Source organism: Rhodococcus sp. NBC_00297 (assembly GCF_036173065.1).
Lineage (GTDB): Bacteria > Actinomycetota > Actinomycetes > Mycobacteriales > Mycobacteriaceae > Rhodococcoides.
The window spans coordinates 635,096-654,767 of sequence record NZ_CP108041.1 but is presented as its reverse complement, the minus strand read 5'-3'; the positions used below and the strand labels follow the sequence as shown (position 1 = coordinate 654,767).

The 19,672-nt window shown below is 68.0% G+C and carries 17 protein-coding genes and 2 tRNA genes; 14 read left to right on the top strand and 5 right to left on the bottom strand.

Annotated features, from left to right (window positions below; genetic code table 11):
• Window positions 1-47 precede the first annotated feature (47 nt).
• The 3 genes from ilvC (at window position 48) to OG947_RS03010 (ending at window position 3,832) form a co-directional block, all read left to right on the top strand.
• Window positions 48-1,049 (top strand): ketol-acid reductoisomerase, encoded by a 1,002-nt coding sequence (ilvC, locus tag OG947_RS03020; protein ID WP_027507014.1) that lies wholly within the window; start codon window positions 48-50, stop codon window positions 1,047-1,049.
• A gap of 147 nt (window positions 1,050-1,196) precedes the next feature.
• Entirely contained in the window at window positions 1,197-2,792 is a 1,596-nt protein-coding gene (gene serA, locus OG947_RS03015; RefSeq protein ID WP_328813082.1) for a phosphoglycerate dehydrogenase, read from the top strand.
• A gap of 26 nt (window positions 2,793-2,818) precedes the next feature.
• Entirely contained in the window at window positions 2,819-3,832 is a 1,014-nt protein-coding gene (locus OG947_RS03010; protein ID WP_056446202.1) for a 3-isopropylmalate dehydrogenase, read from the top strand.
• Here OG947_RS03010 and OG947_RS03005 read toward each other — a convergent pair.
• Complete coding sequence (locus OG947_RS03005) at window positions 3,821-5,026, bottom strand: MFS transporter (RefSeq protein ID WP_328813081.1); 1,206 nt, start codon at window positions 5,024-5,026, stop codon at window positions 3,821-3,823. The genes OG947_RS03010 and OG947_RS03005 overlap by 12 nt on opposite strands.
• A 131-nt stretch (window positions 5,027-5,157) precedes the next feature.
• Here OG947_RS03005 and OG947_RS03000 point away from each other — a divergent pair, with 131 nt between their 5' ends.
• From OG947_RS03000 to OG947_RS02975, 6 genes are all read left to right on the top strand, one after another.
• Window positions 5,158-5,928: a fumarylacetoacetate hydrolase family protein gene (locus tag OG947_RS03000; protein ID WP_328813080.1), complete on the top strand. Its 771-nt coding sequence runs from the start codon at window positions 5,158-5,160 to the stop codon at window positions 5,926-5,928.
• An 11-nt stretch (window positions 5,929-5,939) separates the two neighbouring features.
• Window positions 5,940-7,409: a glutamate--tRNA ligase gene (gene gltX / locus OG947_RS02995; protein ID WP_328813959.1), complete on the top strand. Its 1,470-nt coding sequence runs from the start codon at window positions 5,940-5,942 to the stop codon at window positions 7,407-7,409.
• 36 nt (window positions 7,410-7,445) lie between these two features.
• On the top strand, window positions 7,446-8,432 hold the full coding sequence (locus tag OG947_RS02990) for a YihY/virulence factor BrkB family protein (protein ID WP_037187043.1): 987 nt from the start codon (window positions 7,446-7,448) through the stop codon (window positions 8,430-8,432).
• Window positions 8,433-8,519: 87 nt separating this feature from the next.
• Window positions 8,520-8,591: transfer RNA gene (locus tag OG947_RS02985), tRNA-Gln, on the top strand.
• Window positions 8,592-8,674: 83 nt separating this feature from the next.
• A tRNA-Glu gene (locus OG947_RS02980) sits at window positions 8,675-8,747 on the top strand.
• A gap of 108 nt (window positions 8,748-8,855) precedes the next feature.
• Window positions 8,856-9,596: a glycosyltransferase family 2 protein gene (locus OG947_RS02975; RefSeq protein WP_328813079.1), complete on the top strand. Its 741-nt coding sequence runs from the start codon at window positions 8,856-8,858 to the stop codon at window positions 9,594-9,596.
• Between the two features lie 20 nt (window positions 9,597-9,616).
• Here the strand turns inward: OG947_RS02975 and OG947_RS02970 are convergent, their stop codons facing one another.
• Entirely contained in the window at window positions 9,617-10,318 is a 702-nt protein-coding gene (locus tag OG947_RS02970; protein WP_328813078.1) for an IclR family transcriptional regulator, read from the bottom strand.
• Between the two features lie 61 nt (window positions 10,319-10,379).
• Here OG947_RS02970 and leuC point away from each other — a divergent pair, with 61 nt between their 5' ends.
• The 3 genes from leuC to OG947_RS02955 all read left to right on the top strand — a co-directional run bounded on the left by leuC (window position 10,380) and on the right by OG947_RS02955 (window position 13,334).
• Window positions 10,380-11,798 carry a 3-isopropylmalate dehydratase large subunit gene (leuC, locus tag OG947_RS02965; protein ID WP_204867952.1) on the top strand — a complete coding sequence of 473 codons (1,419 nt, stop codon included), beginning with the start codon at window positions 10,380-10,382 and terminating at the stop codon, window positions 11,796-11,798.
• Between the two features lie 54 nt (window positions 11,799-11,852).
• Window positions 11,853-12,461: a 3-isopropylmalate dehydratase small subunit gene (gene leuD, locus OG947_RS02960; RefSeq protein WP_027507004.1), complete on the top strand. Its 609-nt coding sequence runs from the start codon at window positions 11,853-11,855 to the stop codon at window positions 12,459-12,461.
• A 162-nt stretch (window positions 12,462-12,623) separates the two neighbouring features.
• Entirely contained in the window at window positions 12,624-13,334 is a 711-nt protein-coding gene (locus OG947_RS02955; RefSeq protein ID WP_328813077.1) for an HU family DNA-binding protein, read from the top strand.
• A 77-nt stretch (window positions 13,335-13,411) separates the two neighbouring features.
• Here the strand turns inward: OG947_RS02955 and OG947_RS02950 are convergent, their stop codons facing one another.
• The 3 genes from OG947_RS02950 to cofC all read right to left on the bottom strand — a co-directional run bounded on the left by OG947_RS02950 (window position 13,412) and on the right by cofC (window position 17,371).
• The gene (locus OG947_RS02950) at window positions 13,412-14,347 is read right to left on the bottom strand and encodes an NUDIX hydrolase (RefSeq protein WP_328813076.1); all 936 of its coding nucleotides are present in this window, start codon (window positions 14,345-14,347) and stop codon (window positions 13,412-13,414) included.
• A 9-nt stretch (window positions 14,348-14,356) separates the two neighbouring features.
• Complete coding sequence (locus OG947_RS02945) at window positions 14,357-16,486, bottom strand: RNA degradosome polyphosphate kinase (protein WP_328813957.1); 2,130 nt, start codon at window positions 16,484-16,486, stop codon at window positions 14,357-14,359.
• Between the two features lie 186 nt (window positions 16,487-16,672).
• Window positions 16,673-17,371 carry a 2-phospho-L-lactate guanylyltransferase gene (gene cofC, locus OG947_RS02940; protein ID WP_027507000.1) on the bottom strand — a complete coding sequence of 233 codons (699 nt, stop codon included), beginning with the start codon at window positions 17,369-17,371 and terminating at the stop codon, window positions 16,673-16,675.
• A 126-nt stretch (window positions 17,372-17,497) separates the two neighbouring features.
• Between cofC and OG947_RS02935 the strand changes: the two genes are divergently transcribed.
• Together OG947_RS02935 and OG947_RS02930 are read left to right on the top strand one after the other, a co-directional pair.
• Window positions 17,498-18,496 (top strand): NAD(P)H-dependent glycerol-3-phosphate dehydrogenase, encoded by a 999-nt coding sequence (locus OG947_RS02935; protein WP_027506999.1) that lies wholly within the window; start codon window positions 17,498-17,500, stop codon window positions 18,494-18,496.
• Window positions 18,497-18,549: 53 nt separating this feature from the next.
• On the top strand, window positions 18,550-19,656 hold the full coding sequence (locus OG947_RS02930) for a D-alanine--D-alanine ligase family protein (RefSeq protein ID WP_328813075.1): 1,107 nt from the start codon (window positions 18,550-18,552) through the stop codon (window positions 19,654-19,656).
• The last annotated feature ends 16 nt before the right edge of the window (window positions 19,657-19,672 follow it).

Genomic DNA, 19,672 nt, shown 5'->3' with positions numbered 1-19,672 from the left:
ACATGCGACCGGGACAGATGTAGGAGGAAACCACAGTGGCAGTCGAGATGTTCTACGACGACGATGCCGATCTCTCGATCATCCAGGGCCGCAAGGTCGCTGTGATCGGATACGGAAGCCAGGGCCATGCGCACTCGCTCAGCTTGCGCGACTCGGGCGTCGACGTCCGTATCGGTCTGAAGGAAGGCTCCAAGTCGCGTGACAAGGCTGCCGAGCAGGGCCTCGGCGTGGGTACGCCGGCGGAGGTCTCCGAGTGGGCCGACGTCATCATGCTGCTCGCTCCGGACACCGCCCAGGCGCAGATCTTCAAGGACGACATCGAGCCCAACCTCAAGGACGGCGACGCGCTGTTCTTCGGCCACGGCCTGAACATCCACTTCAAGCTCATCGAGGCCCCGGCCAACATCACCGTCGGCATGGTCGCCCCCAAGGGACCCGGCCACCTCGTGCGCCGTCAGTTCGTCGACGGCAAGGGTGTTCCCGCCCTGATCGCCGTCGACCAGGATCCGAAGGGTGAGGGCCAGGCTCTCGCGCTGTCCTACGCCCGCGGCATCGGCGGCACGCGTGCCGGCGTCATCAAGACCACGTTCAAGGAAGAGACCGAGACCGACCTCTTCGGTGAGCAGGCCGTGCTGTGCGGCGGTACCGAGGAGCTGGTGAAGACCGGCTTCGAGGTCATGGTCGAGGCCGGCTACGCGCCCGAGATGGCGTACTTCGAGGTGCTGCACGAGCTCAAGCTCATCGTCGACCTCATGTACGAGGGCGGCATCGCGCGCATGAACTACTCGGTGTCCGACACCGCGGAGTTCGGCGGCTACCTCTCCGGGCCGCGCGTCATCGATGCCGGCACCAAGGAGCGCATGAAGGCGATCCTGGCCGACATCCAGTCGGGCGAGTTCACCAAGCGCCTCGTGGCCAACGTCGAGAACGGCAACACCGAGCTCGAGGGCCTGCGCAAGCAGAACGCCGAGCACCCCATCGAGGTCACGGGCAAGAAGCTGCGCGACCTCATGAGCTGGGTCGACCGTCCCATCACCGAGACGGCCTGACTCTCGCATTCCTGACACGGGGCACCCGCGGTCGAGTTCCTCGACCTCGGGTGCCCTGCGTCGGGTCGCGGCTCGGCCACTAGGCTGACGCCCGCACGAATCCGGAACCACACCTCTTCTCCGTCACCTGATCAGGGAGTTCTCCACGTGAGCCAGCCAGGCCGCCCCGTCGTCCTCATCGCCGACAAACTTGCGCAGTCCACCGTCGAGGCTCTCGGCGACGGAGTCGAGGTCCGGTGGGTGGACGGTCCGGATCGTCCGGCCCTCCTCGCCGCGGTCCCCGATGCCGACGCCATCCTGGTCCGCTCCGCGACCACGGTCGATGCCGAGGTGCTCGCTGCCGGTACCAAGCTCAAGATCGTCGCCCGCGCCGGCGTCGGCCTGGACAACGTCGACGTCCCCGCAGCCACCGAGCGCGGCGTGCTCGTCGTCAACGCCCCCACGTCCAACATCCACACCGCTGCCGAACACGCGGTGACGCTCCTGCTCTCGGCTGCTCGCCAGATCCCCGCCGCCGACGCCACACTGCGTCAGCACGAGTGGAAGCGCAGCAAGTTCAACGGCGTCGAGATCTTCGGCAAGACCGTCGGCGTGGTCGGGCTCGGCCGTATCGGTCAGCTCTTCGCGCAGCGTCTCGCCGCGTTCGAGACGCACATCATCGCGTACGACCCCTACGTCTCGCCGGCTCGTGCCGCGCAGCTCGGTATCGAGCTGGTCAGCCTCGACGAGCTTCTCGAGCGCGCCGACATGTTCTCCGTGCACCTGCCGAAGACCCCCGAGACGAAGGGTCTGATCGGCAAGGAGGCGCTCGCTCGGACCAAGAAGGGCGTCATCGTCGTCAACGCTGCCCGCGGTGGACTGGTCGACGAGCAGGCTCTCGCCGACGCGATCACCAGCGGCCACGTCTTCGCCGCGGGTATCGACGTCTACGCGAGCGAGCCCTGCACCGACAGCCCGCTGTTCGAGCTCCCGCAGGTCGTCGTCACCCCGCACCTCGGTGCCTCGACCACCGAGGCCCAGGACCGCGCCGGCACCGACGTCGCCAAGTCCGTCCTGCTCGCCCTCGCCGGCGAGTTCGTGCCCGACGCGGTGAACGTCTCCGGCGGTGCCGTCGGCGAGGAGGTCGCGCCGTGGCTCGACATCGTGCGCAAGCAGGGCGTCCTGCTGGGTGCCCTGTCGGACGAGCTCCCGACGTCGCTGTCCGTCGACGTGCGCGGTGAGCTGGCGTCCGAGGACGTCGACATCCTCAAGCTGTCGGCGCTGCGGGGACTGTTCTCCGCCGTCATCGAGGACGCGGTCACCTTCGTCAACGCACCGTCGCTCGCCGAGGAGCGTGGTGTCACGGCCGACGTGACCAAGGCCAGCGAGAGCCCCAACCACCGGAGCGTCGTCGACGTCCGTGCGGTCTACGGCGACGGGACCGTCGTCAACGTCGCGGGCACCCTCACCGGTCCCCAGCACGTGGAGAAGATCGTCAACATCAACGGCCGCAACTTCGATCTGCGCGCCGAGGGCAAAAACCTCATCGTGACGTACGACGACCGTCCCGGCTCGCTCGGACGCATCGGCACCGCCCTGGGCGACGCCGGTGTCGACATCGCCGCCGCGGCACTCAGCCAGGACGCGGAGGGCGGTGGCGCCACCATCCTGCTGCGCGTCGATCGTGATGTGGCGCAGGACATTCGGGACGCCATCGCCGCCTCCGTGGGCGCGACGACCATCGAGCTGGTCGACCTGTCCTGATGTCGACGCCGAACGAGGGGACTTCGATGAAGCTGGGTGTCGTGGCCGGAGACGGCATCGGACCGGAGGTGGTGGCCGAGGCACTCAAGGTGCTCGAGGTGGTCGCGCCCGGTGCGGAGACCACGGAGTACGACCTGGGAGCACGGCGCTATCACGCGACGGGAGAGATCCTGCCGCCGTCGGTTCTCGAGGAGCTCCGCGGCCACGACGCCATCCTGCTCGGCGCCATCGGTGATCCGTCGGTGCCCAGCGGTGTGCTCGAGCGCGGATTGTTGCTGACCGCGCGATTCGCGCTGGATCACCACATCAACCTGCGCCCGTCCAAGCTGTACCCGGGTGTCGTCGGTCCGTTGGCGGGCAACAAGCCGGTCGACATCGTCGTCGTGCGGGAGGGCACCGAGGGCCCGTACACGGGCAACGGCGGCGCCATCCGCGTCGGCACTCCGCACGAGGTCGCCACCGAGGTCAGCCTCAACACGCGGTTCGGTGTGGAGCGCGTGGTCCGTGACGGCTTCGCGCGAGCGATGGGTCGTCGCAAGCACGTGACCCTGCTGCACAAGACGAACGTGCTGGGGTTCGCGGGATCGCTGTGGAAGCGGACGGTCGACGAGGTCGCCGCCGAGTTCCCCGACGTCGAGGTGGCGTACCAGCACATCGACGCGGCGACGATCCACCTGGTGACCGACCCGGGCCGCTTCGACGTGATCGTCACCGACAATCTCTTCGGCGACATCATCACCGATCTCGCGGCCGCGGTCGCCGGTGGTATCGGTCTGGCCGCGAGCGCGAACATCGATGCGACGCGGACGAATCCGAGCATGTTCGAGCCCGTGCACGGCAGTGCGCCGGACATCGCCGGCAAGGGAATCGCCGATCCGACGGCCGCCATCCTGTCGGTGTCGCTCCTCCTCGCACATCTCGGCGAGACCGAGGCGGCGGCGCGCGTCGAGTCCGCCGTCGCGCAGGACCTGGCGACGCGCACCGCCGGGGATCCGGGCACGACCGCGACGATCGGCGATCGGATCGCCTCACTGGTGTAGTCGGTCTCGCGCTTCTCGCGGAATGGTCGGTACCGCGAGAAGCGCGATCGCCGCGGACACCCCGAACGCCACCGCGTACGACGTGTGCGTGATCAGTGCGCCGAACACCGGGGGAACCGCCGACGCGGCGATGAACTGACTGGTGTTCTGCGCGCCGAGTGCTCGCCCGCTCCAGAACGGACCCGCCCGCTCGGCCACGGCGGTGAATGCGAGCCCGTTGGGTGACACCGTCGCCACCGACGCGACCACGAGTATCACCACCGATACCGCGAGGCCCGCGGCGTCCGCGATCGCCAGCGCGGCCATCACGGCCACGACGCCGACGGAGACCCACCGCATCGGTCCGAGTCTGCTGCCCACCCGGTCCGACACTGCGCCGGCGGCGATGCGTCCTCCCGCTCCGAGAATTTGCGAGACGGTGATCAGGACACCGGCGGCCTCCGGGGACCAGGCCCGTTGGTCCACGAGCCAGACGAGGGCGAACGTCCACACCACGTACTGCGGCACCACCAGCGCGACCGACGCACCGTGTATGCGCCAGAGATCGCGACGCCCGCGGTAGGGGTTCGCGAGGAGATCGGCACTCGAGGCGGCCGATCGGGAGGGCCGCGGCGGATCGAACACACCGACGAGGCAGGCGAGAGCGGAGAGGGCGGACGCGACCGCGGGAAGGAGCATCGCGGTTCCCACTCCGTGATCGCTGGCGATACCGGGAATCAGCAACGCGGACAGTGCGACTCCGAGAGGGAGTGACATCTGCCGGATGCCCATCGACAGGCCGCGGCGGTGGGGAGGGAACCACCCCACCACCACGCGTCCGGTGGCGGAGTTCACGCTGGCGGCGGCCATGCCGCCGAGCAGCAGGAAGACGGCCAGCGCCACCGTGGATTCCGTCGCGGCGGCGCAGAAGGCGGCCATCGACGTCAGCACGGAACCAGCGATCAGGGATCGCCGTTCGCCCACGCGGTCGACGACGGCGCCCCACGCGAACAGCGTCAGGACGATGCCGGCCGTCGGCATCGCCACGACCAGACCCGCCGACGCGAGCGAGAGTCCGCGCTGATCCCGAAGTGCGGGGATGAGGAAGGCGGCGCCGTTCAGAAGCAGTGCCGTGGAGGCCGTCGCGAGCATGCCGATCACGAGCATCGCCCACCGACCCGCCGTGGACGTGGTGTAGCGCTGGACGCGACTCATACCGGCTCCGTTCTCACTATGTGGGACAACATTCTCGCCTGTTGAACTCCCGGTCGCCGATGCTACCCCGTAGGTGATCGTCGTTCGTCGCCCGCCGGTGTCCGCTCGACGCCGCTCGATAGACTTCCGCCATGCGTCTTGGTCGAGTAGCGAGTCCCGACGGTGTTGCATTCGTCGCCATCGAAGGCGACGGAGACGAGAGGACGGCGCGAGAGATCGCGGAACATCCCTTCGGCACACCCACCTTCACCGGCCGGAGCTGGTCCCTGGCCGATGTCCGCCTGCTGGCGCCCATTCTGGCCAGCAAGGTGATCTGCATCGGCAAGAACTACGCGGCGCACGCCGCGGAGATGGGCTCGGACGCACCCGAGGACCCGGTCATCTTCATCAAGCCCAACACGTCCATCGTCGGACCCGGTGCGAACATCGTGCGTCCGCCGACGTCGTCCGAGGTCCACTTCGAAGGTGAGCTCGCGGTGGTCATCGGCCGTCCGTGCAAGGACGTTCCGGCAGCACGCGCTCTCGACGTGGTGCTCGGCTACACCGTTGCGAACGACGTTACGGCCCGCGACAACCAGCGCCACGACGGTCAGTGGACCCGCGCCAAGGGTTACGACACCTTCTGCCCACTCGGCCCGTGGATCGAGACCTCGCTCGACGCCTCGGATCTCGCTGTGACCACCACGGTGGACGGCGCGGTGAAGCAGAACAGCCGTACGTCGCTCCTGCTGCACGACGTGCCGAAGATCATCGAGTGGATCTCGTCGGTGATGACGCTGCTTCCCGGTGACGTCATCCTGACCGGCACCCCGGAAGGCGTGGGGCCGATCGTGGCGGGCGAGAGCGTGTCCGTCGAGATCGAGGGCATCGGCACGCTGACCAATCCGGTGGTGGACAAGTGACCGCCGCGAGCATTCCCGCATCCGACGTCCGCGTCCGGTTCTGCCCGTCGCCCACCGGAACCCCGCACGTCGGGCTGGTGCGCACGGCGCTGTTCAACTGGGCGTTCGCCCGCCATCACGGCGGCGCATTCGTGTTCCGCATCGAGGACACCGACGCCGCACGTGATTCCCAGGAGTCGTACCAGGCGCTGCTCGACGCACTGCGGTGGCTCGGACTCGACTGGGACGAGGGTCCCGAGGTCGGTGGGCCGTACGAGCCGTACCGGCAGTCGTTGCGCCGCGATCAGCACCTCGCCGTGGTGCAGCAGCTCGTCGACGCGGGGGAGGCGTACGAGAGCTTCTCCACACCGGAGGAGGTGGAGGCGCGGCATCTCGCGGCCGGCCGGGATCCGAAGTTGGGCTTCGACAATCACGACCGCACGCTGACCGACGAGCAGCGGGAGGCCTTCCGCGCCGAGGGACGCAAGCCCGTCGTCCGGTTGCGTATGCCCGATCACGATCTGTCGTGGAACGACCTCGTGCGCGGCGAGACGACGTTCCGCGCCGGCACGGTCCCCGACTTCGCGCTCACCCGCGGCAACGGTGTCCCGCTGTACACGTTGGTGAACCCCGTGGACGACGCGCTGATGAAGATCACGCACGTCCTGCGCGGTGAGGATCTGCTGTCCTCGACCCCGCGTCAGATCGCGCTGTACGAAGCCCTCGTGCGCATCGGTGTGGCAGAACGCATTCCGCAGTTCGGGCACCTCCCGTTCGTGATGGGGCAGGGCAACAAGAAGTTGTCGAAGCGCGACCCCGAGGCCGATCTCTTCCTGCACCGGGAGCGCGGGTTCGTCCCCGAAGGTCTGCTGAACTACCTGGCTCTCCTCGGGTGGGGATTCTCCGAGGACCGGGACGTGTTCTCGCTCGACGAGATGGTGGGTGCCTTCGACATCTCGACGGTCAACTCGAACCCGGCCCGCTTCGACCAGAAGAAGGCCGACGCCATCAACGCCGAACACATCCGGTTGCTCGAGCCGGCCGACTTCGCCGCGCGCCTGCGGGCGTATCTCGAGACGCACGGCCATCCGATCGGGGTGTCGGACGCAGCGTTCGCCGAGGCCGCGGAACTGGTGCAGACGCGCATCGTCGTGCTGTCCGACGCCTGGGGACTGCTGAAGTTCCTGCTTGCCCCCGCCGACGAGTTCACGGTCGATCCGGCTTCGGCAGCCAAGCATCTGGGCGCCGACGCGGCACCCGTTCTGGACGCGACGGTGAGCGCCGTCGAGGGCGCACCGGAGTGGACTGCGGAGGCCTTGGAGTCGGCTCTCAAGGTCGCGCTGATCGACGAGATGGAGCTGAAGCCGCGTAAGGCGTTCGCGCCGGTGCGCGTGGCGGTGACCGGTTCCCACATCAGCCCACCGCTGTACGAGTCGATGGTGCTGCTGGGCCGGGAGCTGACGCTGGCCCGATTGCGGTCGGCTCGTGCGTCGATCGTCTGAGGTGACTCGGGGCAGTTCGGGCGAAAGGGTGCGGTGATGAGCTTCACCGATCGGATCGACAGATTTCAGCAGCGGCATCCCGCCATGGGATTCCCGTTGGCCGTGTTCTACAAATTCTTCGACGACCAGGGCGGCTACCTGGCAGCGCTCATCGCCTATTTCGGTTTCATCTCGCTGTTCCCGTTGCTGTTGCTGTTCTCCACCGTCCTGGGCATCGTCCTGGCCGGTGATCCCGAACTGCAGCAACGGATCATCGATTCGGCCATGAGCCAGATCCCCTTGATCGGTGAACAACTCGGCCAACCGGAAGGGCTGAGCGGGGGGACCGGGGCTATCGTCATCGGTGTCCTGGGATCGCTCTACGGCGGCCTGGGTGTGGCGGTGGCCGCACAGAACGCGATGAACGTCGCCTGGTCCGTCCCGAAGAACGATCGCCCCGATCCCGTCCGGGCGCGGGTGCGCGGCTTCGGCCTGCTGCTGACCGTCGGGACGGCCGTCATCGGCGTCACGGTCCTGAACGGTTTCAACGCGGCGGGCTTCTTCGGCACGGTCGCACAGGTGCTCGTCACGATCGCGGCGATCGTGCTCAACACCGCCACGTTCGTCGTGGCGTTCCGGCTCGGGACCACGCGTGCGGTGAGCGTGCGCGACGTGCTTCCCGGAGCCGTCATCGGCGCGCTGCTGTGGCAGGCCCTGCAGTCCTTCGGTGGGCTGTACGTCCAACGCGTCGTCGGCGGTGCGGACACCACCAACGGTGTGTTCGCGATCGTCCTCGGGCTGCTCGCGTTCCTCTACATCTCCTCGCTGGTGTTGGTGCTGTGCATCGAGGTGAACGTCGTGCGGACCGACAGGTTGCACCCGCGCGCTCTGCTCACCCCGTTCACGGACAACGTCGAACTGACCGACGGTGATCGAGACGCGTACACGGCGCAGGCGGAGGCGCAGCGAAGCAAGGGTTTCGAGGAGATCGAGGTCACCTTCGGCGAGCCCGACGGGTCGCAGTCGACCGACTCAGCCCGCTGACCAGCCGATTTGGTGAATGCGGGATGGTGTTTGGTAGTGTTCTCCACGGCTCGAAACGGCCCGGAGAACGCGGCCGGACCAGGCCATTGGGGTATGGTGTAATTGGCAACACAGCGGTTTCTGGTACCGCCATTCTAGGTTCGAGTCCTGGTACCCCAGCGGAGAAACACCCGATTTCGTCGGATGCTCTCGGCCGGTTATGCTCTTCCGGTTGCTCCACCTGATTCACAGATGAAGATCCTGGCCCCGTCGTCTAGCGGCCTAGGACGCCGCCCTCTCAAGGCGGTAGCGCGGGTTCGAATCCCGTCGGGGCTACAACACTCGAGGACCACCGCGATGCGGTGGTCCTCGAGTCGCTTCCGGGGAAGCTGTGCCCTCACGCTCCGGTGGTGAGGCCGTGTCGGTGTGTCGTAGGTTCACTGGGTGTCCTCACTACTCATCGCTGTTCCCGTCTACGGCCAGATCGACTACACCCACGCTGTGGTCCAGGATCTGCGACGCGAGAACGCCACCTTCGTGATCATCGACAACCGCGGTGACTACATCCCGCTCGCCGACGAGCGCGTCGTCACGCCCGGCCGCAATCTCGGCTGGGCCGGCGGATCGAACCTCGGCTTCCGCATCGCCTTCAGCGACGGCCACACCCATGCGATGACGCTGAACAACGACACGCGATTGTCCCGCGGGTTCCTCGACGCGGCGACCGACCCGCAACTGCCGACCGATGCAGGCATCGTCGTGCCCGTCTACGACGACGCGTACGGCCACCGAGACATGAAGACGACGTACTCCGGGCCGGCCGAGGACTACGTTCCGGTCGACCGGTACCGCAAGTGCTACGCCGTGGACGGAACCGCCATGACCATCACCAAGGACACCTGGCTGGCGCTCGGCGGATACGACGAACGCAATTTCGGGTCCACGGGGTGGGGTGCGGACGTCGACTTCTGCATCCGTGCTGCAGCAGAGGGATTCGGCAGTTATGTCACCGAGCGCGCGTTCATCAACCACTTCGGCCGAGCAACGGCCATCGCGATGATGGGCAACCGCAAGTACCTCGCCAAGTCCGCGGTGGGCATGGTGGGCGGTGTGCTGCGCCTGCACCGGGGCAACGTGAGGAACTGGCTGTCCACGCCGCAGCCGACGGTGCACGAGTTCCGGTAGCCCGGCAGAGACGCTCCGCCTCAGAGGCGTTTCTGCACGGCGTCCGCGGCCGCGAGAAGGTCGGCGGCCCAGCGCGCTCCGGGGCGGCGCCCCATGCGGTCGATCGGGCCGGACACGGAGATCGCGGCGACCACGCGGTCGTCGCGTCCGCGGATCGGTGCGGCGACGCTGGCGACGCCGGGCTCGCGCTCGGCGGCGCTCTGCGCCCAGCCGCGCTTGCGTACCTCGGCTAGCACTCGCTCACCGAAGGCGGCGTCGGGGAGGACGCTGCGCTGTAGTGCGGGGTCGGCCCACGCCAACAGCACCTTGGCGCCGGAGCCGGCGGTGAGGGGGAGGCGGGCGCCGACGAGCACGGTGTCGCGCAGCCCGGTGGGAGGTTCCATGGAGGCCACGCACACGCGCACCGTGCCGTCGATGCGGTAGACCTGCACGCTCTCCCCGGTGATCTCGCGCAGCCGTGGCAGCACCGTGGCCGCGGCGTCGAGAAGAGGGTCCTCGGCGGTGTGCGCGAGTTCGGCGAGCGCCGGCCCCGGTCGCCACAGTCCGTCGGCGTCACGGCTCAGCATGCGGTGCGTCTCGAGTCCGATGGCGAGCCGATGCGCGGTGGCGCGGGGGAGTCCGGTGGCGGAACACAGGTCGGCGAGGCTGCACGGATCGAGTGACGCAGCCTGCAGAACGCTCATTGCTTTGTCCAGAACGCCGATGCCGCTATGCTGTCCCATGTAGCGATACTAGCGTCTCACAAGGTGAGATGGTGATCGTCGTCGGTCGAAAGGTGGAGTCATGGCAGCGAAGACCCTGGCGGAGAAGGTCTGGGATCAGCACGTCGTCGTTCGCGGCGGTGGTGAGGGTGACGCGACCAAGCCGGATCTCGTCTACATCGATCTCCACCTCGTGCACGAGGTCACCAGCCCGCAGGCGTTCGACGGACTGCGTCTGGCCGGTCGGCCCGTGCGCCGGCCCGATCTGACGATCGCGACGGAGGACCACAACGTCCCGACGGTCGACATCGACCAGCCGATCGCGGATCTCGTCTCCCGGACGCAGGTGGACACCCTGCGGCGCAACTGCGAGGAGTTCGGCATCCGCCTGCATTCGATGGGCGACATCGAGCAGGGCATCGTGCACATCATCGGGCCCCAGCTCGGTCTGACGCAGCCGGGAACCACTGTCGTGTGCGGGGACAGCCACACCTCGACGCACGGCGCGTTCGGCGCCCTCGCGATGGGCATCGGCACCAGTGAGGTCGAGCACGTGCTGGCGACCCAGACACTGTCGTTGCGCCCCTTCAAGACCATGTCGGTCACGGTGGACGGCGAGCTCGGTGACGACGTCGGCAGCAAGGACCTGATCCTGGCGGTCATCGCACAGATCGGTACGGGCGGTGGGCAGGGCTACGTCATCGAGTACCGCGGCGAGGCCATCCGGAAGATGTCGATGGAAGCGCGGATGACCATCTGCAACATGTCCATCGAGGCGGGCGCGCGCGCGGGCATGATCGCCCCCGACGAGATCACGTTCGAGTACATCAAGGGTCGGCCGCACGCTCCCTCCGGTGAGCTGTGGGAGCAGGCCGTCGCCGACTGGTCCACGCTCGTCACCGACGACGGTGCCGTCTTCGACAAGGAAGTGCGGATCGACGGGTCGGCGCTGACTCCGTTCGTCACCTGGGGCACCAACCCCGGTCAGGGCGCCCCCCTCAGTGCGTCGGTACCCGATCCGGCCGAGATCCTCGACGAGGGCGAGAGTCAGTCCGCCGAGAAGGCGCTCACCTACATGGGTCTCGAGCCGGGCACGCCGTTGCGCGACATCGCGGTCGACACCGTCTTCCTGGGGTCCTGCACCAACGGTCGGATCGAGGATCTCCGTGTGGCAGCGAAGATCTTGGACGGCCGTACCGTTGCCGACGGTGTGCGGATGCTCGTCGTTCCCGGCTCGATGCGCGTGCGCGCACAGGCCGAGGACGAGGGACTGGGCGCGATCTTCACTGCCGCAGGGGCGGAATGGCGCCAGGCGGGGTGCTCGATGTGTCTCGGCATGAATCCCGATCAGCTCGCTCCGGGTGAGCGATCGGCCTCGACGTCGAACCGCAATTTCGAAGGGCGCCAGGGCAAGGGCGGCCGTACGCACCTCGTCTCACCGGCCGTCGCCGCCGCCACCGCGGTGCGTGGACGGTTGTCGGCTCCCGCCGATCTCGGCTGAGTCGACCGAGAATCCGTCCGCCCCGTCCCTCGTACGCCCCGTCAGGAGCTCGTCATGGAATCGTTCACCACGCACACCGGAATCGGTGTCCCGCTGCGCCGCAGCAACGTCGACACCGACCAGATCATCCCCGCCGTGTACCTCAAGCGCGTGACCCGAACGGGTTTCGAGGACGGGCTCTTCGCGGGGTGGCGCACCGATCCCGGTTTCGTCCTCAACACCCCGCCGTTCGACAAGGGTTCGGTTCTCGTCGCCGGACCCGACTTCGGCACCGGGTCCTCTCGGGAGCACGCCGTGTGGGCACTCTCGGACTACGGATTCCGGGCCGTGATCGCGTCCAGATTCGCCGACATCTTCCGCGGAAACGCCGGAAAGGCGGGTCTGCTGGCCGCCGTTGTCGAGCAATCGGATGTGGAACTGCTGTGGAAATTGCTCGACGAGCGCCCCGGGACGGAACTCACCGTCGACCTCGAGACGAAGACGATCAGCGCCGGAACACTGGTGGTGCGCTTCGATATTGACGACTACACGAGGTGGCGTCTGCTGGAGGGGCTGGACGACGTCGCGCTGACGTTACGCCAGGTAGAGGCCATTTCCGAGTTCGAGAAGTCGCGTCCGGAATGGAAGCCGAAGACACTTCCGGCGCCCGATCAGGCTCGCTGATTCCGGGCCGAAAAGGTCCTTCCCGCGACACTCATTGTGGCTGCGACGATTACAGCCGAACAGACTGTTTTGGCGTGGCTCGTGGACTCGTGCGCATTTCCGGTTTACCGTGGTACTCAGTCGGTCCGACGACGGGCCAATCAGTATGCGGAGGAATCACCGATGAACAAGGCAGAACTGATCGACGCCCTGACCGAGAAGACAGGCGCGGATCGCCGGAGCGCCACGGACGCTGTCGAGAACATCGTCGACATCATCGTGCGCGCCGTGCACCGCGGCGAGTCGGTCACCATCACCGGCTTCGGTGTCTTCGAGCAGCGTCGCCGTGCGGCCCGCGTCGCTCGTAACCCGCGCACCGGCGAGACCGTCAAGGTCAAGCCGACGTCCGTTCCCGCGTTCCGTCCCGGTGCTCAGTTCAAGGCCGTCATCGCCGGTGGCCAGAAGCTGTCCGCCACGGGCCCCGCCGTGAAGCGTGGCGCCTCCGCAGCCCCCGCGAAGAAGACTGCGGCAGCGAAGAAGACGGCAGCGGCGAAGAAGACCGCGGCCAAGGCTCCCGCGAAGGCGGCGACCAAGGCTCCCGCCAAGACGGCGGCCAAGAAGACCACGGCCACCAAGGCGCCGGCCAAGGCAGCGGCGAAGAAGACCACCGCCACCAAGGCACCGGCCAAGACGGCGGCCAAGAAGACCACCGCCACCAAGGCACCCGCCAAGACGGCAGCCAAGAAGACCACCACGGCCGCCGCGAAGAAGACCACAGCGACGAAGGCACCGGCCAAGACTGCAGCCAAGAAGACCACCCCGGCCAAGAAGGCCGCGCCCGCGAAGAAGGCGCCCGCCAAGAAGGCGCCGGCGAAACGTACTGCACGCAAGTAACGTTCCCGTTCGGCACGAAGGAGCCCCGGACCATCGGTCCGGGGCTCCTTCGTGTTCGTGTCGGCCGTACCGGCAGTTCAGTCGTGCCGGCTACGCGGGAGTGGCGAATCGGTGTAGTCCGCTGCCACCAGCACACCACCGACGAAGCTGAGCACCCAGACGCTGGCCTTGCGTGATCGGGTGCGGGAGAGTTCGACGCCGTCGCTCTCGGCCCACCACTCCATCAGGTTCGGAATCACCTTGCCCTGACTGCAGATCACCGGAACGCCGGACGTCGAGGCGATGATCTCGCGTGCGCGCTGACGTCCCTTGTCGGGATCCTGCGCGTACCCCTCCTCGGTCAGCGTGGGCTCCAGGGCCAGATCGACTCCGACGGACTCGGCCCACGGCGCGATGGTCTGGACGCACCGAGCACGCTCGGCGGTGAATCCGTCGGTGCCGCCGTAGGCCTGGATCAGAGGAACCAGTGCGGCCGCCTGGCGGACCCCGACGCTGTCGAGAGGCCGTTCGGCGTCGTCCCCCTTGTAGCGAGCCTTGCTCCCCGCCCGCGCATGGCGCACCAGCACAGCCGTACTCGTCGGGACAGGGTGCTGCGCGAAACGGCCGACGACGTCCCGGTCCGCCTCGTAGGTCGCGAGATCACGAGCCTCGGCGGGTGTGAGCCACCGCAGTTCGTCGACCTCGTCGTTGACGGCGAACTCGCCGTCCACGACTCGAGCGGCCCAGTAGTCCACCTGCTTGATCTTCTTCGAGCGCGGGAGCGGGTAGGTGGTGGTTCCGAGACCGTGTCCGAGAACGCACCGGAAACCGGTCTCCTCCCACACTTCTCGGACGGCGGCGACAGCGGATACCTCGTCGGCCTCGACCTTGCCCTTCGGAAGGGACCAGTCGTCGTAGCGCGGTCGATGCACCAGCGCCACCATCGGCTCGTCGCCCTCGGGGCCCGGACGCCACAGCACCGCACCCGCGGCCAGGACCGGATCAGGCGTCTTCGATGCGCGTGAGCTGCTCATCGACCCACCTCACGATCCGGTGTAGCGACGCTGGCGCATGAGGGAGACCTGGTGATCCCGCACCGTCTCGCCGCTCGCGGGGGACGCCGTCCAGGCGCCGTCGGACTGCAGTACCCAGCAGCGGGTCGTGACGTCCATGGCCGAGTCGAGCATCGAGTTCAGCTGACCGGACAGCTTCGGGTCCTTCACCTGAGCCATGACCTCCACGCGTCGATCGAGGTTGCGGTGCATCATGTCCGCGCTGCCGATCCAGAACTCGTCGATCGCCTCGAAGTGCAACACACGCGAGTGTTCGAGGAACCGTCCGAGAATCGACCGCACCTGAATGTTCTCGCTGAGACCGGGTACGCCCGGTTTGAGAGCGCAGATACCGCGCACGACCACCTCGACCTGGACGCCCTCGGTGGACGCCCAGTACAGCGCGTCGATCACCTGCTCGTCGACGAGTGCGTTGGCCTTCAGGCGGATTCGGGCTTTCGCGCCGTCCTTGTGCGCCCGCACCTCGGCCTCGATGCGCTCGACGATTCCCGCCCGCACACCGAACGGCGCGACGAGGAGGTTCCGGTACTGCTCCTTGCGCGAGTAACCGGTGAGCGAGTTGAACAGGTCGGTGAGGTCGGCGCCGATCTCCTCGGCGGCCGTGATGAGACCCACGTCCTCGTAGAGTCGGGCGGTCTTGGGGTTGTAGTTGCCGGTGCCGATGTGGCAGTACCGGCGAATGGTGTCGCCTTCGCGGCGGACGACGAGGCACGTCTTGCAGTGGGTCTTCAGGCCGACCAACCCGTAGACCACGTGCACGCCGGCCTGCTCCAGTTTGCGTGCCCAGGCGATGTTGGCCTGTTCGTCGAAGCGCGCCTTGATCTCCACGAGAGTCACGACCTGCTTGCCGGCCTCCGCCGCGGCGATCAGTGCGTTGACGATGGGGGAGTCGCCCGACGTCCGATAGAGGGTCTGCTTGATGGCGAGCACGTGCGGATCGGCTGCCGCCTGCTCGATGAAGCGCTGCACGCTGGTGGAGAACGAGTCGTACGGGTGATGCAGCAGCACGTCCCCGTCGCGCAGCGTGGAGAAGATCGACTTGGGCGTCTCACGCTCTCCGAAGGCGGGGTGCGTCGCCGGCACGAACGGTGCGTCCTTCAGGACGGGCTTGTCGACGCCGTAGAGCTGCATGAGGCACGACAGATCGAGCAGTCCCGGCACCTGGATGACGTCGCCGGGATCGACGTCCAACTCGCGCAGCAACAGGCTGAGCATGTGGTCGGTCATGTCGTCCGCGACCTCGAGGCGCACGGGCGATCCGAAACGGCGGCGCGCGAGTTCGCGCTCGAGGGCCTGCAGGAGGTCCTCGTCCCGATCCTCCTCCACCTCGAAATCGGCGTTGCGCGTGATGCGGAAGGCGTGGTGCTCGACGATCTGGAGTCCCGGGAACAGAACGTCGAGATGCGCCGCGATGAGCTCCTCCATGGGAAGGAACGCGGGCACGGCGCCGACGTCGCCTCGGTGCAACTGCACGAACCGATCGACGTTGTCCGGGACCTTCACCCTGGCGAAGTGCTCGCCGCCCGTGGTCGAGTCCTTCACCGTCACAGCGAGATTGAGGCTCAGTCCGGAGATGTACGGGAACGGGTGGGCGGGATCCACGGCCAGCGGGGTGAGGACGGGGAACACCTGCTCGGTGAAATACCGTGTCAGACGGGTCCGCTCGTCGGAGGTGACCTCCGACCACCGGATGACCGAGATCCCCTCGTTCGCCAGCTCCGGCAGGATGCGGTCGATGAAGGTGCGGGCGTGACGGTCGGCGATCTCCTGGGTGCGCTGGGCGATCAACGCCAGCTGCTCGCGGGGGGAGAGTCCGTCGGCGGAGCGGACGGACAGGCCGGTCTCGTCGCGGCGCTTGAGGCCGGCCACCCGCACCATGTAGAACTCGTCGAGGTTGCTGGCGAAGATGGCGAGGAACTTCGCCCGCTCGAGCAGCGGCAGCGACGAGTCCTCTGCGAGCGCCAGCACCCGTGAGTTGAAGTCGAGCCAGCTCAACTCGCGATTGAGATAGCGGTCCTCCGGGAGCAGGTCCACCGGCACCGCGGTGTCCGATGTCGCGGCCGGCGGTGCCGTGGGTGCGGAGGGTGCGCGGCTGGCCAACGGCGCGCTCCACTCACCGTCGACGGCGTCACCGGGTGCTGCGGAACTCGTGGGGGCCCCGGAACGGGAAGGGGCGTCGGTCGTGTTCTCGGTCGCCTCGTTGGTCACGCGTCGATCATCCCTCACGCGGGCCGAGCGCGAGTAGTCGACCGCGTGCGAATTCGCGACGGGCCTCGCCCGGCCGTGTCAGCGCGCGGCGGTCCAGCCCAGCTCGGCGAGCAGCGCGGCGGTGTGGGGCCCCACCCCCAGGTCGAGGGCGGCGCGGACGTCGTCCGCCGTGTCCACGTCCAGACGCAGACCCGGCCAGGTGCCGCGGAGAGGGAACGCCCCGGAATCGACGTGGCGCGAGGCCGAGTCCGGACCGAACCGTGGTTCGAGGCGCCGGGGGCGACCCCGCACGATCAGGGCCGACGTTCCGGTTCCGGTGTGATCGATCACCACCGAGCGGGTGTCCGGGGGAGCGGCGGCGTAGGCCGCGACCAGTTCCGCGGTGCGCAGGGCGGGGAGGTCGGCCTGCAGGGCGATCACGTCGCCGCCGTGGGCGTCACTGATCGCGTCGTCCGCTGCGGACAGGGCGCGATTGAGTCGCTCCACGGTGGTGGCGGCACCCGACTCGGGTTCGGACACCGTGTGTCCGCCGAGGGCGACGGCGACGCTCGCGACGCGAGAGTCCGGCGTGACGACCGACCATCCGGTGACGACGTCCGCCGCTGCGGCGGCCGACGCGGTGTCGCGCAACATCGCCAGCACGAGTTCGGCGCGTTCGTCGCCGGGGAAGGTCGTGGACAGTCGGCTCTTCGCGTCGACGAGGTTCTTCACCGCGAGCACGAGATGGACACCGCGCCGTGGGGCGGTGTCGGTCGGAGGTCGACTGGGCGTGCTCATGACCGTCGATCCTGCCAGCAGTCATTACCGCCGACTTCGTTCGGCAGGCCTCCGACATCGCTACTGTGAGCCGCCAGGGCTGCCGAGCGGGCGACGGCCTCGTGTCGATCGAGGAAAGGCTGGGTCATGGTCAAGGCAGCGGTGCTCGGTTCCGGTTCGTGGGGAACCGCGTTCGCGAAGGTGCTCGCCGACGCGGGCACCGACGTGACCATGTGGGCGCGTCGAGAGGAACTCGCGACGTCCATCCAGGAGAACCACCGGAACGACGACTACCTTCCGGGAGTCGCACTGCCGTCGGCCATTCGAGCGACTCACGACGCCGCGGAGGCGTTGGACGGGGCCTGCACGGTCGTCCTCGCGGTGCCCTCGCAGGCCTTGCGCGCCAACCTGGCGGAATGGGCACCGCTGATGGGGTCGGACGTCACCCTGCTCTCGCTCGCCAAGGGCATCGAGACGGGGACCCTCATGCGCATGTCGCAGGTGATCTGTCAGGTCACCGGTGCGGACCCGAGTCGCGTCGGCACGTTGTCGGGACCGAACCTCGCCAAGGAGATCGCCGCCGAGCAACCCACCGCGACGGTCATCGCGTGCCCGGACTCCAATCGCGCGATCGCGCTCCAGTCGGCGTGTGCCACCAGCTACTTCCGCCCGTACACGAACTCCGACGTCATCGGGTGCGAGATCGGCGGTGCGTGCAAGAACGTCATCGCCCTCGCGTGCGGCATGGCGGCGGGTATCGGTTTCGGGGAGAACTCGGTCGCCAGCATCATCACCCGCGGTCTCGCCGAAGTGACCCGTCTCGGTGTCGCGCTCGGCGCCAACCCGTCGACGCTCGCGGGTCTCGCCGGGGTGGGTGACCTCGTCGCCACGTGCTCGTCCCCGCTCTCGCGTAATCGCACGTTCGGCGAGCGGCTGGGGTCGGGTGGCTCGCTGGAGAGTGCGCAGGAAGCGGCGCACGGTCAGGTGGCCGAGGGTGTGAAGTCGTGCACATCCATCCGAGCTCTCGCGGAGGCCTACGACGTGGAGATGCCGCTCACCGACGCGGTCCACCGGGTCTGCCACGAGGGCCTCTCCGTTCCGGACGCCGTCCACAGCCTCCTGGGGCGTCGTCACAAGCCGGAGTGAACCGCGGCGGTGCGCGTCACGCCTCGTCCGGGGTTCGCCGGTACGGTGCTCACGTGACCGATCCCATCAAGGTCGCCGTGATCTACGGCGGTCGAAGCAACGAACACTCCGTCTCCTGCGTCTCGGCAGGAAGCGTCATGCGTCACCTCGACTCCGACCGCTTCGACGTGATCCCCATCGGGATCACGCGCGCCGGAACGTGGGTCGAGGGCACCGCCGACCCGACGGAGTTGCAGATCCGGAATCGCGTTCTCCCGTCGGTCGCCGGTGCGGGCGCCCCGCTCGCTCTCGGAGTCGATCCCGAGAACCCCGGTCGCATCACGCGCTCCGTCGACGGGACGGCGGAGGACATCGGTGCGGTCGACGTCGTCTTCCCGGTGCTGCACGGTGCCTACGGCGAGGACGGCACGGTCCAGGGGCTGTTCGAGGTCGCCGGCGTCCCCTACGTGGGACCGGGAGTCCTCGCGAGCGCCGCGGCGATGGACAAGGAGTTCACCAAGAAGCTGCTCGCGGCCGAGGGCCTTCCCGTCGGCCGCCAGGTCGTCCTGCGCCGCGATCGCGAGACCCTGACCTCCGACGAGCGCGACGTCATCGGTCTTCCCGCGTTCGTGAAGCCGGCCCGCGGCGGATCGTCGATCGGGATCACGCGCATCGTCGACTGGGACGAGTTGGACGACGCGGTGGCGGTTGCGCGAGAACATGATCCGAAGGTCGTGATCGAGGCCGCCATCGTCGGCCGCGAGGTGGAGTGCGGTGTCCTGGAGATGCCGGACGGCTCCGTCCGCGCCAGCGTCGTCGCCGAGATCCGCATGGACGAGGCCTCGGCGTCGGCCGGTGGTGCGACGTTCTACGACTTCGACAGCAAGTACCTCGACGACGTGGTCGAGTTCGACATCCCGGCCCTGCTGGACGACGACGTCTCGACGGTGCTGCGGGAGATCGCGGTCCGTGCCTTCGCTGCGCTGGATCTGCAAGGTCTCGCGCGCGTCGACTTCTTCGTGACCGACGACGGTCCGGTGATCAACGAGATCAACACGATGCCCGGCTTCACGGCCATCTCGATGTACCCGCGGATGTGGGAGGCGACGGGCGTCGGCTACTCGGAGCTCGTCGGCACTCTCGTCGACACCGCGCTCGCACGGGGGACCGGACTGCGGTGAGAGGTCGGCCCTGCCG